Source organism: Rhizocola hellebori (assembly GCF_016862955.1).
In the GTDB taxonomy this organism is placed as follows: Bacteria; Actinomycetota; Actinomycetes; order Mycobacteriales; family Micromonosporaceae; genus Rhizocola; species Rhizocola hellebori.
Genome location: NZ_BONY01000055.1, coordinates 46,511 through 60,726, shown reverse-complemented (window position 1 = coordinate 60,726; position 14,216 = coordinate 46,511). Strand labels below are relative to the sequence as shown.

11 protein-coding genes and 1 pseudogene are annotated in these 14,216 nt (G+C 68.0%); 7 read left to right on the top strand and 5 right to left on the bottom strand.

All coding sequences use genetic code 11. From position 1 onward, the window contains the following. Positions 1-218: 218 nt before the first annotated feature. The 3 genes and pseudogenes from Rhe02_RS34120 to Rhe02_RS34110 form a co-directional block, all read right to left on the bottom strand. A complete protein-coding gene (locus tag Rhe02_RS34120; RefSeq protein WP_203912566.1) occupies positions 219-1,157 on the bottom strand; it encodes an ROK family glucokinase in 939 nt (312 codons plus the stop codon). Between the two features lie 52 nt (positions 1,158-1,209). Beyond that, positions 1,210-1,524 (bottom strand): annotated as a pseudogene (locus Rhe02_RS34115) (hypothetical protein); the annotation flags it as partial. Beyond that, entirely contained in the window at positions 1,524-1,970 is a 447-nt protein-coding gene (locus tag Rhe02_RS34110; protein ID WP_203912564.1) for an SRPBCC family protein, read from the bottom strand. The pseudogene Rhe02_RS34115 and the gene Rhe02_RS34110, both read right to left, overlap by 1 nt. Positions 1,971-2,039: 69 nt before the next feature. Here Rhe02_RS34110 and Rhe02_RS34105 point away from each other — a divergent pair, with 69 nt between their 5' ends. From Rhe02_RS34105 to Rhe02_RS34085, 5 genes are all read left to right on the top strand, one after another. After that, positions 2,040-3,695: an AMP-dependent synthetase/ligase gene (locus Rhe02_RS34105; protein ID WP_203912573.1), complete on the top strand. Its 1,656-nt coding sequence runs from the start codon at positions 2,040-2,042 to the stop codon at positions 3,693-3,695. A 73-nt stretch (positions 3,696-3,768) separates the two neighbouring features. Further along, positions 3,769-5,385, top strand: coding sequence for a sensor histidine kinase (locus Rhe02_RS34100; protein WP_203912574.1), 1,617 nt, complete (start codon positions 3,769-3,771; stop codon positions 5,383-5,385). A gap of 67 nt (positions 5,386-5,452) precedes the next feature. Beyond that, on the top strand, positions 5,453-6,130 hold the full coding sequence (locus Rhe02_RS34095; RefSeq protein ID WP_203912563.1) for a response regulator transcription factor: 678 nt from the start codon (positions 5,453-5,455) through the stop codon (positions 6,128-6,130). 5 nt (positions 6,131-6,135) lie between these two features. Then, positions 6,136-6,651, top strand: coding sequence for an HIT family protein (locus Rhe02_RS34090; protein ID WP_239124233.1), 516 nt, complete (start codon positions 6,136-6,138; stop codon positions 6,649-6,651). 1 nt (position 6,652) lies between these two features. Further along, a complete protein-coding gene (locus Rhe02_RS34085) occupies positions 6,653-7,762 on the top strand; it encodes a glycosyltransferase family 4 protein (RefSeq protein WP_203912571.1) in 1,110 nt (369 codons plus the stop codon). A gap of 8 nt (positions 7,763-7,770) precedes the next feature. Here Rhe02_RS34085 and Rhe02_RS34080 read toward each other — a convergent pair whose 3' ends face one another. After that, positions 7,771-9,012: a M48 family metallopeptidase gene (locus tag Rhe02_RS34080; RefSeq protein ID WP_203912562.1), complete on the bottom strand. Its 1,242-nt coding sequence runs from the start codon at positions 9,010-9,012 to the stop codon at positions 7,771-7,773. A gap of 30 nt (positions 9,013-9,042) precedes the next feature. Continuing rightward, positions 9,043-10,407 (bottom strand): NYN domain-containing protein, encoded by a 1,365-nt coding sequence (locus tag Rhe02_RS34075; RefSeq protein WP_203912561.1) that lies wholly within the window; start codon positions 10,405-10,407, stop codon positions 9,043-9,045. Between the two features lie 95 nt (positions 10,408-10,502). Here Rhe02_RS34075 and Rhe02_RS34070 point away from each other — a divergent pair, with 95 nt between their 5' ends. Together Rhe02_RS34070 and Rhe02_RS34065 are read left to right on the top strand one after the other, a co-directional pair. Next, on the top strand, positions 10,503-12,230 hold the full coding sequence (locus Rhe02_RS34070; RefSeq protein ID WP_203912560.1) for a DEDD exonuclease domain-containing protein: 1,728 nt from the start codon (positions 10,503-10,505) through the stop codon (positions 12,228-12,230). A gap of 96 nt (positions 12,231-12,326) precedes the next feature. Beyond that, complete coding sequence (locus Rhe02_RS34065; protein WP_203912559.1) at positions 12,327-14,189, top strand: RelA/SpoT family protein; 1,863 nt, start codon at positions 12,327-12,329, stop codon at positions 14,187-14,189. Positions 14,190-14,216 lie beyond the last annotated feature (27 nt).

Here is a 14,216-nt window from a genome sequence, read left to right as displayed (position 1 = left end):
GGCGGCCGGGGGTGGCGCGGGCGGCGGGGGGGTGGGGCGGGCGGCGGGGGGGTGGGGCGGGGTGGCCGCCGGAGGCGGCGGGGTGGGGAGCACGGAGGGATGTGCCGCCCGGGAGGATGCGGCGGCCAGCCACGGCGGTGCGGCGTAAGGGAAAGAAGAGATAGAAACCGCGCGGCGGGTGAATGGGCCGCGCGGTGACTGGGGTTTGCGGGTTGCGGTTAGCGGGAGCGGGCTAGGTCTGCGGCGCCGATCAGACCGGCTTCGTTGCCCATTTCGGCTGAGCGGAGCTCGGCGACCGGGAGTTTGCCGCGTTGGGTGAGGGCGTCGGCGTAGGCCTGGCGCAGCGGCTTCATCAGCAGGTCACCGGCGTCGATGACGCCGCCGCCGATGACGATGACCTGTGGGTCCAGCAGCTGGACCATGTCGGCCACACCCTGGGCGAGCCAGTAGCCGACCTGGCCGAAGGCCTCGACCGCGACGGAGTCGCCTTCCATGGCGGCCGTGGTCACCATGGGGCCGTCGATGGCTTCGATGTCACCGTTGGCGGCCTTGAGCAACGCGGAGGGCGCGGTCATCGCGCCTTCTTTGGCGAAGCGTACCAACGCATTTCCGCTCGCATACTGCTCGATGCAGCCGAGCCGGCCGCAGCCGCACAGGTGGCCTTCGGGCACGGCAAGCATGTGGCCCACTTCGGCTGCCATGCCGTGCGAGCCGCGCAGCAACTGTCCACCTAGGACTATCCCGCCGCCGATGCCTGTCCCGACGGTGAACATGACCATCGAGTCGTCGGCGTGGGCGGCGGCGCCGTACTTGAATTCTGCCCACGCGGCCACGTTGGCGTCGTTTTCCACCACTACCGGCACGTCCACCGCGGCGCCGACATAGTCACGCAGCGGCTCATTGCGCCAGGCCAGGTTTGGTGCGAAAAGCACGGTCGAACGGGAAGCGTCTATCCACCCGGCGGCGCCGATGCCGACGGCCTCGACCGGGTGCTGGGCGATGAGCTCGCGAACCACCTCGACAATGACGTCGCGGGTCGCGGCGACATCGTTGGCAGGTGTCGGGCGGCGGCTGGTCTGGAGGACGTTGCCCTGCGGATCCACGACGCCGCCGAGCACCTTGGTGCCGCCGATGTCCACACCGATGGTAAGCGACACGGAAGTTTCACCCGACTTTCTTGGGTATTGCCTTCTTCTTGACGACCTTCTTCGGTGCAGGCGGCGCCGATGGTGCAGGCTCCGGCTCAGCGGTGGCCTTCTCCCAGGTGGTGTTGCCTCCGCCAACGTGGCGCAGGAAGCTGGCCATCCCGGCCGCGAGATCGCCCGCGCCGGTGGCCAGCCGTTCCACCATCTCCGGGTCGGGATCGCGAACCGCCGCGATGACCTTACACAGTGGACACACGCAACACTCTGCACTGCCGGTGGAAAACTGAGGGTTCGCGTTCGCCGCGAGCGTCGCCGCGGCGAGAACCGCCGCTACCAGCCGCTCCGCCTCCTGGCGTGCAGTGCCGGGCTCGCTGAACATCAGGCAGTCGCCTCAACCCTCTTCTTGAGCTCCTTAAGCGCGGTGTCCATGATCGCACGCTCGGCCTTCTTCTTGAACATGCCCAGCATGCCGATCGAAAGATCCACCGACAGCGTATAGGTAACAGTGCAGGTTCCATCGCCGTTGTCGTCGATGTCGTACGACCCCTGCTGGGCCTTCTGCATCTTCGAGGGCTCCACGAGCTGCCATTCGATGCGCGAGATGTCCTCGGCGTAGTCGTAATGCAGCTTGTACTCGTCCTGCACCACGCCGGCATCGATGACAAACCTGACCGTGGCCGGGTAGCCGTCTTCGTACTCCTCGAGGACCTCGGCCACTTTGATGGCCTGGGTCCACCGCGGGTAGGACGGGTAGTCGCAGATGACCTCGGCGATGCGGGCCGGGTCAGCGCTGATCACGATCGACTGGGACGAGGATTCCGCCATGTTCAGCAGGCTACCGCAGGCGGGGAGGGTAGTTTTTGCCGTGTGGAGTTCACACAAGCCCCCGCCGTGATGATCGCGGATCACGCGCAGCTGACCGATCCGGTCTGGGACAACGCTGACAAGCACCCCAACGTGGTGCAGTTCGTCACACCTGCCCGCAATATTTCGTGCGCCGAGTTTCGCGAAGAGGTCGCGAGTGTCGCGTCCGGGCTGCGTGAGGCTGGGGTGAAGCCGGGCGACCGGGTCGCCCTGATGAGCAAGACCCGCTACGAGTGGACCCTCATCGACTATGCGATCTGGGCCGCCGGCGCGATCACGGTACCGGTCTACGAGACCTCAAGCGCGGAACAGGTCCAGTGGATCTTGTCGGACTCCGGGGCGGTCGCCTGCTTCACCGAGACCGCCGCCCACAGCGCGCTCGTCCGCGAATTCGTCAACACGGTGTGGCAGATTCCCGATCTGCCGCGCGGCACCGCCGACTTCGAGCGCCACCGCGGCCAAGCCGACGACCCGGCCACCATCGTCTACACCAGCGGCACCACCGGCCGGCCCAAGGGCTGCGTGCTGACCCACCGCAACATGCTCTCCGACATCGGCAACGCCATCCCGGTGCTGCCCCGCCTGTTCCACCAGGGCTCGTCCACGGTGCTCTTCCTGCCGCTGGCGCACGCCTTCGCCCGGCTGCTGCAGATCGGCGTGGTCCAGGGCCGGGTCACCACCCTGCACACCGCCGACGTGAAGGACCTGGTCTCCGATCTGGGCGCTTTCAAGCCCAGCTTCATCCTGAGCGTGCCGCGGGTCTTCGAGAAGGTCTACAACGGCGCCAAACAGCGCGCCCACGCCGACGGCAAGGGCGCCATCTTCGACCGGGCCGAAAGGGTCGCGATCGCCTACAGCGAGTCGCTGGACTCCGGCGGTCCCGGCTTCGCGCTGAAGATGCAGCACAAGCTCTTCGACAAACTCGTCTACGGCAAGCTACGCGCGGCTCTGGGCGGCCGTTGCCACAGCGCGATTTCCGGCGGCGCGCCGCTGGGCGCCCGGCTCGGCCACTTCTTCCGCGGCATCGGGCTGCTGGTGCTGGAGGGCTACGGGCTCACCGAGACGTCACCGGCCATCACCTTCAACCGTGAGGACGCGCAACGCATCGGCTCCGTTGGGCAGCCGTTGCCCGGCGTCAGCGTGCGCATCGCCGACGATGGCGAGATCCTGGCCAAAGGCGAGGTTGTCTTTTCTGGGTACTGGAACAATGTCGAAGCCACCAAAGAGGTCCTCGACGACGAGGGCTGGTTCCACACCGGCGATCTCGGCGCGCTCGACAGTGACGGGTTTCTGACTATCACCGGTCGCAAGAAGGAAATCATCGTGACCGCCGGCGGCAAGAACGTCGCGCCCGCGGTGCTGGAGGACAGGGTGCGGGCGCACCCTCTGGTCAGCCAGTGCATGGTGATCGGTGATCGCAAACCATTCATCGCCGCGCTCGTCACCATCGACGCCGAGGCGCTGCCGGACACGCCGCTGACCGACAGCGACCTGCGCGCGCGGGTACAGGAGGCGATCGATGAAGCCAACAAGGCGGTTTCCAAGGCCGAGGCGATTAAAGTGTTTCGCATTCTCCCCCGCGATTTCACCGAAGCCACCGGTGAGCTGACCCCCTCTCTCAAGGTGAAGCGCGCGGTCGTGATGAAGGAGTACTCCGACGAGATCGACGCTATTTACGGCAGCTGACCCGGTGCAGGGTCGCCGCAACTCCCCCAAGGACTTCAGCGCACACACCATCGCCGTGCTGTTGCGCTGCGTCATGCTCATTCTCATCGCGGCGCTGACCTGGCTGTGCACCCGTGACCTGAGCCAGCTCAAGTGGGTGGTGATGCTGGCGCTGGCGTCGATCCCAGCCGTCATGCCACCCCCACCCCATCGGATAGCCGCGCCGCTGGGCCGTTTGGCAGAGGTGGTCCTGGTCGGCCTTGGCGCGAGCGCGATCGCCGTCGCGGCCGACAGCGCCGGCTTCGTCGACGCGGGCATGGGCGCGGCGGCGATCCTGCCCTATCTGGCTGTGCCGCTCACGGCTGCCACCTTCCAGGGCCGCCCCTTGGAGGGCGCGGGCTTGCTCGCCGTCGCCGCGCTCACGTTGGGGGTGGCGGGATATCTCACCGATGGCAATCAGCTCAAGCAGCTCGGGTACCTGACCCAGGTGACCCAGTGGCTGACCCTGGCCGCGATCGGGACGGTCACCGCGGGCGCCATGCAGCGCGCCGTGCTGGCGCGGCGAGCACCACAGCCGTACGCGGAGGCGACCCGCCTGCTGACCCAGCTGCGCCAGGTGGCCCGCCAGCTGCCGGGCGCGACGCTCGACCCGGGCAGCATCGCCGAGCATCTTTTGGAGGAGCTGCGCACCATCGGCCGGGCCGAACGCGCGGCGGTCTTCGCGGCCAGTGGCGGTGGGCGCCTTGAGGTGCTGGCCCAGTTCGGGGTCGACGGTGACTCGTCGATGCGCGCGGCGTGGGAGACCCACCTGGACGCCGATTCGGCCATCGCCGACGCCTGGGCCAGCCAGCAACCCCAGATCTCCAGCCGCACCCAGCTTCGCTCGGTCGCCCCCACCGACCCGGTTTCGGCTCTGGTCGTGCCTTTGATCGCCGGAGTGCGCACGGTGGGCCTGGTGGTGCTGGAACGTGACGGGGTGGGTGGTTACCCGCCGAGTCTCACCTATCGAGTGATTTCCACGGCCGCGCCCGCGGCACTGCGCCTGGAGGCCGCGCTGCTCTTCGACGAGGTGCGTTCGCTGGCCACAAACGAAGAGCGGCAACGCCTTGCGCGCGAAATCCACGACGGGGTGGCCCAGGAGCTGGCCATGATCGGCTACGGCATCGACAACGCGCAAGCCAGCCTGCCCGACAATCCGCAAGCCACCGCGAGCGATCTGCACGAGCTGCGCGGTGAGGTGACCCGGGTGATTACTGAGTTGCGACTCAGCCTCTTCGAGTTGCGTACCGAGGTCGATCGGCACGGCGGTCTGACCGCCGCGATCGCCGAATTCGCGCGTATCTCGGGCAACCAGGCAGGGCTGAAGGTGCATCTTTCGCTGGACGAAGTGGGCCGCCTACCTGCGTCTATTGAGTCAGAGCTATTGCGTATAGCACAGGAAGCCATCACTAACGCGCGAAAGCACGCCTATGCCGGTAACCTCTGGGTGACCTGTACGGTGGATCCGCCATTCGCACAGATCGAAGTGTCTGACGACGGACAAGGACTGTCCGATCAGCGTAGCCAGGGAAGCTACGGTCTTGCGATCATGGCGGAGAGGGCGGAACGTATCCGTGGTCGGCTCGAGATCAGCCCTAGACAGCCTTGCGGCACCACCGTTGCGGTTGTGGTGGGAGGCACCGCTAGACACGAAACTCGGTCAACAAGATAACGTGTAACACCCGCATACTCTGCGGGGATATTCAGATATGGGTGTTTCAGACAGGGAGCAAGCAGGAATGACAACCAACGCAGTGCCACCACCGTCGGGTCGCACCAGGGTCCTGCTAGTCGACGACCATGACCTGATCCGCAAGGGCCTGCGTCACGCGTTCGAGCGCGACCGCCAGTTCGAGGTCGTCGGCGAGGCCGGAACCGCGGCGGAAGCGGTACGCCAGGCCGGTGCCCTGCACCCCGATGTGGTCATCATGGACCTTCGCCTGCCCGACGGCAGCGGCCTGGAGGCCACCCGCACGCTACGCAAGTCCAGCGCCACCATGGGAATCGTCGTGCTCACCATGTACGCCGGCGACGACCAGCTTTTCGGCGCGCTGGAAGCCGGCGCGAGCGCCTTCGTACCCAAGACGGCCCCAGCCGACGAGGTGGTCGCCGCGGCACGGCACGCCGCTTCCGCGCCGAGCGCCTTCACCGCAGCCGACCTCGCCGAGGCCATGAAGCGCCGCCTCACCCCGAGCGGGCCGCAGCTGTCGCCGCGCGAGAGCCAGGTGCTCAAGCTGCTGGCCGAGGGCATGAGTGTCTCCGGCATCGCCAAGCAGCTGTTCGTCAGCGAGTCGACGGCCAAGACGCACATCTCCAAGCTGTATGAGAAGCTCGGCGCCGCAAACCGCGCCCAGGCGCTCATGACCGCGCTGCGCCTCGGCCTGCTGCAGGCCCCAGACGCCCCGAACCTGAGCTGAATCCCATGGGCCGGCACTCCTCAGCGCCGCTGCTGCCCGACGGCGAGCCAGACTGGCTCGCCGAAGCGCGAAGCGGCGACAACCCGCTCGTCATGGCCAAGCTCGACAGCGGCTACGTCGTCTTCGGTGACACGCAGTTCCTTCCGGGGTACTGCGTCCTGCTCTCCGACGTCGACGAAGCCAACCACCTGACCGATCTCCCGCTGGCGCAACAGCGCCAGTTCCTCAACGACATGGCGTTGCTCGGTCAGGCCATCTACAACGCGTGCAGCGGCTACGATCCGTCGTTCCGGCGGGTCAACTACGAGATCCTGGGCAACCTCTACGAGCACCTGCACGCGCACGTGACCGCGCGTTACAGCTGGGAGCCGGCGGAGTACAGGCAGGGTCCCGTGGCGCGCTATCCCCTCGAGATGCGCAAGGCCATCGAGCACGACACGATCAGATCCGAGCGGGCCGAGGAGTTTGACACCCTCCGGGAAGCCATCGGCGCGGAACTCAACCGACTAGTGTCCATATAGGATCGTGCGCACCTTACTGATAACGAACGACTTTCCGCCCCGCACGGGTGGAATTCAGATCTTCGTACACGAGCTGGCCACCCGCTTGCCTGCCGGCGAGCTGGTGGTCTACTCATCTGACTGGCGCGGTTCGGCCGAATTCGATGCGCAGCAACCGTTTCCGGTGATCCGCGAGAACACCAAGGTGCTGCTGCCGACCCGCGGCGTGGCCAGGCGGGCGGCGGCGCTCGCCGCGGAACACGGCTGCGACCGTGTGTGGTTCGGGGCAGCCGCGCCCTTGGGCCTGCTCGCCGGTGGGCTGAACAGACGCGCCGTGGCGCTCACCCACGGCCACGAGGTGGGCTGGGCGGCGCTTCCCTTCGCGCGCAACGCTTTGCGCCGCATCGCCGACCGTTGCGAGGTCATCACCTACCTCACCGAATACCAGCGCCAGCGGCTCGCGCCCATCGTCGGCGATCGCGCGCAGCTGCAGCGGCTGACCCCGGCCGTCGACACCGGCCTGTACCACCCGGGCGTCGACGGCTCCGCCATCCGCGCCGCACACGGGCTGTCCGACCGCCCGGTCATCGTCTGCGTCTCCCGTTTCGTGCCGCGCAAGGGGCAGGACACCTTGGTGCGGGCACTTCCGTTGGTACGCAAAGAAATCCCCGATGCCGCCCTGCTCCTCGTCGGCGGGGGGCCGCACCGCAACGCGGTGCGAAAACTCGTCTCCTCGCTCGATCTGGAGCCTCACGTCGTGATGGCCGGCTCGGTGCCGTGGGCGCAACTGCCCGCACATTACGCGGCCGGCGACGTCTTCGCGATGCCGTGCCGCACCCGCAACCGGGGCCTGGACGTGGAAGGCCTCGGCATCGTCTACCTGGAGGCCTCCGCCATCGGCCTGCCCGTGGTCGCCGGCGACTCGGGCGGCGCGCCAGATGCCGTCCGCGAAGGCGAAACCGGCTTCGTCGTGGGTGGCCGCGACCTCCCGGCGCTCGCCGATCGGCTCGTCACCCTGCTTCGCGACCCCGCACTGGCCCGCAAAATGGGCGCCGCGGGCCGCGACTGGATCGAGTCCGACTGGACCTGGGCCCAGCGCGCCACCGCCCTGCGCGGCATGCTCGCCGGCTGACCCGCGGGTCAGTGGGTGCGGGAGTAGGCGCGGGCGAAGGCGATGCGCTCGACCGTGCTGGGGTGACTGCCGAAAAGGAACTGCTCCAACGGGTGTGGGTCCGGGTCGCCGAGGTTCACCAGGGACAGCCGCTTCTGCATCTGCTCGAAGGTGGCTGGGTCGTTGGTCAGGTCCAGGGCATGGGCATCCGCGCGGGCTTCGATGCGGCGTGAGACATAGGCCTGCACCGGGGTGGCCACCAGCCCGATCACCGCGGAGATGGCCAGCAACAGCCCGATCGCCTGCGGGACGGCGATGGAGTCGACTCCGGCCATGCGCAGCAGCCAGCTCCAGCCGCCTATCAGGTAGAGACCGACCACCAGTGCCGCGGTGCCCAGCGCGCCGATGAGCGTGAACACCACGACATCGCGGTCCTTGGCGTGGCCAAGCTCATGCGCCACAACGCTTTCCACCTCCGCGGCGGGGGCCTCGCGCAGCAGCGTGTCGTAGACGACGATGCGCCGGGTGGGGCCGATGCCGCTGACGTAGGCGTTGACCGCGGTGGTCCGCCGGGACGCGTCGGCGACGAGCACGTCCTTGACCGGAACTCCGTCGCGCGCGGCCAACTCCATCAGCTCGGTGCGCAGCGGGCTGGCTTCCATGGGGGTGAATTTATTGAACACCGGCTCCACCAGCACCGGGAAGATGAAACTGAGCAGGACCACCAGACAAGCTGCCCCGGCCGCGCCGATCGCCCACCACCAGGTGGGAAACAGGCGGGTCAGGCCGAAGAAGCCCAGCAGCATCACCGCGCCGAGCACGGCTCCGACCGCGTAACCCTTGAGGAGATCCACCGACCACGCCGCCCAGTCCTGTGTGGACAGTCCATAGCGGACCATGACCGAGTGCCGCCAGGCCGCGAAGGGCAGCGTCACCAGCTCGGCCAGGAAGAACACCAGCAACCCGCCGCCGATCGCCTTCGCCAGCCACGGCCCCGGCACCAGGTTGACCAGCTTGGCGCCCAGCGGCGTCAGCCCCAGCAGCAGAGCAAAGAGCAAACCCAGAATCATGCTTGGGTACGAGATCCAGCGCGTCTCGCCCCGAAGCTCCCGAGCCTGCGCCACCCGGTCCTGCGGCAGCTCAGCCAGCGCGGCCAGCTGGTCGGACCGCGGCGCGGGCGGGCGATGCCAGGGCACAAGCAGGAGGGCAGCCACCACCAACCCGGCCACCAGCACGATCAAGGTGAGGTAGGCCCATCCGCGCACGGTCATGAGCCCGATGGTAGACACCACGGTTTTCTGTCACGAGCGGGAGATGCGTTTGAGCAGGCTGTCCGAGCCCATGGGGTAGGCGCCGTGCCGCTTCACACCGTCGGCCACCTCGCGGTCGGAGGAGACGACGACCAGCGGCCGACCGGGCGGCTCGGCCCGGACCAGGCGGCGAATCAGCTCGTCGGCGGTTTCGCCCTTATGGGAGAAGAGCACCCGCACGCCGCGCGGAGCGGGCGGCAGCCCGTGCACGCGCTCAGCGCCATCGAAAACCACCGTCACCTCGGCCCCGGACTGCGCCGCGACCAGGCCGAGCGCGGCCACCAGCCGGTTGCGCTGCTGTTCGAGCGACATCTCGGCAAAGCCGCGTTTGGTGACGTTGTAACCATCGACGATCAAATGGGACTTCGGCAGCGCGAGCAGCTGGCCAAGCCGGGCCGGGTCGTCGGAGTCCAGGCCGCGGGTGGCCGGGGTCTGCGCGCCGGGCGTCTGCGCGTGAGCGCTGGCCACCGCGTCGGCGGGCAGCATCTGCGCCGGGTCCAGCCCCAGCTCGCGGCGCAGCCCGACGGCGGCCTGGCCGATGGTCTCCAGCAGCAGCCAGATCCGGGCCTCGTCGATCGCCCGGGTATCCCGGGCAGCCTGGCGCGCGTCGTCCTTGACCGCCTCCGCGTCGGCCAGCTTCGAACGAAGCTTGCGCAGCTCGGCGTCGTGATCGTGGACGGCCTTGGCGGCCCGCCCCTTCTCGATCGCGAGCAGCTCGTTGGCACGTTTGAGGGCGGCCTGGACCTCCCGCAGCGTCTTGGCGTTGGCCCGCGACTCCTGCTGCACGCCGGTCATCTCGTCGCGCAGCCGGGAAAGCTCGGCCCTCAGCTTGTCGGCCTCGACCTTGGCCAGGGTGCGGTCGTGTTCGGCCCGGTCGGCCCGCGCCTCCGCCTCTCTTACCAGCTCGGCGACGGCCGCCGTCTCCACCTGGACCTGGACCGCCTCGCCCGCGCTGATCAGCAGATCGCGCCAGCCCTCGGGGCGGGACAGGTAGGCCAGGGCGGCCACCTCGACCGGGTCGGCGGCGGCGGGCGTGACCCCAGCCAGCACCGAGTCCCCAAGATCGCCCGCTTCGGCCACGGCTCGGGCGCTGATCCGCTGGCGAAACACCGGATCCATGCTGAGCTGCGACGCGATGGTCAGACCGCCCAGCCGGGCGCGCCGGTTGGGGGCGAATTTGGCCACTTTGCGTAGGGCGGGGGGAAGCTCGTCGTAGGGGATGGTGGTCAGCAGGGCCGCCGCGAGCGCGATCACCCGCTGGCGTACCAGCTCGGGAAGGATCGGCTCCGGCAGGAACTCCGCGGGCTCAGCAGACTCACCCCGGAGGGGGTCGAAGGCATGCTCAGCGGCGGACATGCAACCCAGTCTCCCACCGCCCGCCGATCTTGTCTCTCTATTCCGAATCCATCGACGTGGGGCACTGTGTCGGACCGTCCGATTAGGGTGCCCACGTGCATCTCCAACTCCAGTTGCCGGGCCTGCTGGGCGACGAGGATCCGCTCGCACAGGAGCTCCGGAACATCACCTTCGTGATCGTCGATCTTGAGACGACCGGAGGTGCGCCCGACGGCGGGGGAATCACCGAGGTCGGGGCGGTGAAGGTGCGCGGCGGAGAGCAGCTCGGCCAGCTCGCGACCCTGGTCAACCCCGGTGTGCCAATCCCGCCCTTCATCACCGTCCTGACCGGAATCACCACGGCGATGGTCTCCCCGGCCCCGACGATCGAGCGCGTGCTGCCCTCGCTGCTGGAGTTCCTCTCCGGCGCGGTGCTGGTCGCCCACAACGCGCCCTATGACGTGGGGTTTCTCAAGGCTGCTTGCGCTGCTCACGGGTACAAGTGGCCCGCTCCCCGGGTGCTCGACACCGCGCTCATGGCCCGGCGGGTGTTGCTGCGCGACGAGGTGCCCAATCGCAAATTAGGCACACTCGCGGCCTACTTCCGCACCCACACCCCCACCCACCGCGCGCTCGACGACGCCTTGGCCACCGTCGACGTGCTGCACGCCCTCATCGGCCGGCTGGGCAGCCTGCGGGTGACCACGCTGGGCGAGACCATCTCCTACCTCAAGCCGGTCACGCCGACCCAGCGTTCCAAGCGTTTCCTCGCCGAAGGCCTGCCGCACGCGCCCGGGGTCTACATCTTCCGCGCCGCCGATGATCGTCCGCTCTATGTCGGCACCTCGGGCGACATCGCCACCCGGGTGCGCAGCTACTTCACCGCGGGCGAGAAGCGCGCCCGGATAAGCGAGATGCTCGCCGCCTCCACCCGGGTCGACGCGGTGGTCTGCGCCCACTCGCTGGAGGCTCAGGTGCGGGAGCTGAGGCTGATCGCCGCCCACTCCCCGCCCTACAACCGGCGGTCCAAGCATCCCGAGCGGGTCCACTGGATCAAGCTGACTGCCGAGGCTTTTCCCAGGCTGTCGCTGGTGCGCCGGCTCGGGCCCGAGCCGGGCGCGATTCTCGGCCCGTTTTCCGGACGGCGCACGGCTCAGGCGGCAATCGACGCCGTGCACGAGGCGATCCCGCTGCGCCAATGCTCCCAGCGGCTCTCGGCGCGACGCGCCAGCTCGGCCTGCGCCCTGGCTGAGCTGGGCCGGTGTCCGGCGCCGTGCCTGCTGCACATCAACCCCGAGCAATACCAAGCCGAGCTGGTTGACCGGGTTCAGCAAGCGTTTCATGCCGATCCGGATCCGGTGGTTCAGCCCTTGCTGCGCAGGATGGCCAAACTGGCACAGACTCAGCGGTTCGAGGAAGCCGCGCAGGTGCGCGACCGGATGCTCGCCTTTCTGCGCACAGCCAGCCGCATGCAGCGGCTTGCCAGCCTCACCAGCATCGCCGAGCTGGTCGCCGCGAAGCGCACCAAGGAAGGCGGCTGGGAAATCGCCATCGTGCGACACGGCCGGCTGGCCGGGGCGGCCACCGCCGCGCCCGGCATCCATCCCCGCCGCACGCTGGACATACTTTGGCCAACCGCCGAGACAGTGATACTTCCCGTCACTGGCCACAACCCGACACCATGCGCGACCGCGGAGGAGTCCGAGCGCATCATTGACTGGCTGGAGTTGCCTGAGACTCGCTTGGTGGAGGCGTCAGCCGGTTGGGCGTCACCCATGCGAGGGGCGATGCGCCTTCGCTCTCTGTTAACAAGCGCTGACTCAAAGCACTCTGACCGGCAGTAATAGACAAGTGTTGCCCGAATGACCAATGGGTATTGACCATTCGGCCACCACGTTCGTTACTAGGCTATAGAGCACCGGCTTTGGGAGGTGTCCGGAATGGATGTCGATGCCGGCGCGAGCGCGGGGGCCCCGCTGGGCCGCATCGGCGAAAGCCTGCTGGCTTCCCGGCTACGTGCCATTCTGAGCTGGCCTGTGCCGCGAGAGCGAATGCAGCCGCAGGCCGATCCGGTTCAGCGACTCATTCGCACCCACCGCCATGTCCATCCCGATGCCGATGTGAACCTGTTGCGCCGCTCCTACTCGGTGGCCGAAAGATGGCACCGCGACCAAAAGCGAAAAAGCGGCGAGCCTTACATCACCCACCCCCTCGAGGTCGCGCACATCCTTGCCACGCTCGGCATGGACACGATTACGCTCGCGGCCGCGCTGCTGCACGACACGGTCGAAGACACCCCCTACACGCTGGCCCAGCTTCGCGCCGACTTCGGCGGTGAAGTCGCCCTGCTCGTCAACGGCGTCACCAAGTTCGACAAGGCCCACTTCGCGCAGGCGGAAGCCGAAACCACCCGCAAGATGATCGTCGCGGCCAGCAAGGACATCCGCGTGCTGGTCATCAAGCTCGCCGACCGGCTGCACAACATGGAGACGCTGGAGGCCCGCTCACCGGCCTCGCGTGCTCGCATCGCCGGGGCCACCCGCGAGGTGCTCGTTCCGCTCTGCGACCGGCTGGGCATTCAGGCGCTGAAGGGCCCGCTGGAAGACGTGGTGCTGCGTTACGTGGAGCCCGACGAGTACCAGCGCATCGACGAGATGGTCACCCGCGAGCGTCCACAGTGGAACGACTACGTCGGCCGCATCGTCGCCTCCGGTTCCGAGGCGCTGCGCAAGGAGAAGCTCGACGGCCACCTGATCCCCAGGCCCCGGCACTACTACACCATCTGGAAGGACACCAAGGCGGCCGGCAGCCCCTCCCCCATCAACCTGCCCCGCGTCGTGGTGATCCTCGATGAGGAAGAGTCCGACTGTTACGCGGCACTGGGTGTCATGCACCAGAAGTGGCTGCCGATTCCCGGGCGGTTCAAGGACTACATCGCCGCCCCAAAGAACAACCTCTATCGATCCTTGCACACCACCGTTCTTGGCCCCGAAGACCAGATGGTCGAGATTCTCATCCGCACCGACCAGATGCACCGTGAGGTCGAATATGGCGTCATAGCGCCATATCGGTACCCACCAAAGCTCGCCCGCTTCGGCAAGAAGTCGCGACCACAGGTGGCCAAGACGGATATGGCAGCCTGGCTGCGCCGCGCGCTCGAGCTGGAGCAGGCGGCCCCCGACGCGGTGCAGTTCGTGCAGACGCTGCGCTGCGACCTCGCCGAGCAACAGATTCAGGTGTTCTCGCGCGGCCGCCAGTTGCTGCTGCCCGCCGGCGCCACCCCGGTCGATGTGGCCTACGAGCTCAGCTCGCGCACCGGCGACCGCTGTGTAGCCGCCACGGTCAATGGGGTGCTGAGCCCGCTCAACGCCGAGCTGACCGACGGCGATGTGGTCGATGTGCTGGTCAGCCGCGACCGGCAGCACACCGGGCCGAAGGCGGAGTGGCTCGAATTCGTCAAGTCGCCCAACGCCCAGCTCCGGCTGAGCCGCCGTTTCGCCGAGCCTGCGGCACCGGCCGGCACGGTGAGCGACCGCCTGCAGATCGGCCGCGCCGCGATCGGGCTGGCGTTGCGCCGCCGCGACCGCGCCCTCTCCGACGAGCAGCGCCTGGCAGATCTGGCCCAGTCGCTGGGTTATCCCGACCTCGACGCGCTTCTCATCGCCATCGCCGAGCACAAGGTGCGCGCCGATGTCATCGTCGACCAGCTGATCGCCAGCGTCGACGATCGCAGTCTCGTGGTGTCGCCGCGCCGCAGCCCAACAGATGAGGTTGCCGATTCGTCCACTAGCCTGGCTGGGTGAATAGACAACGCTCCGAGCTGCGTCGCC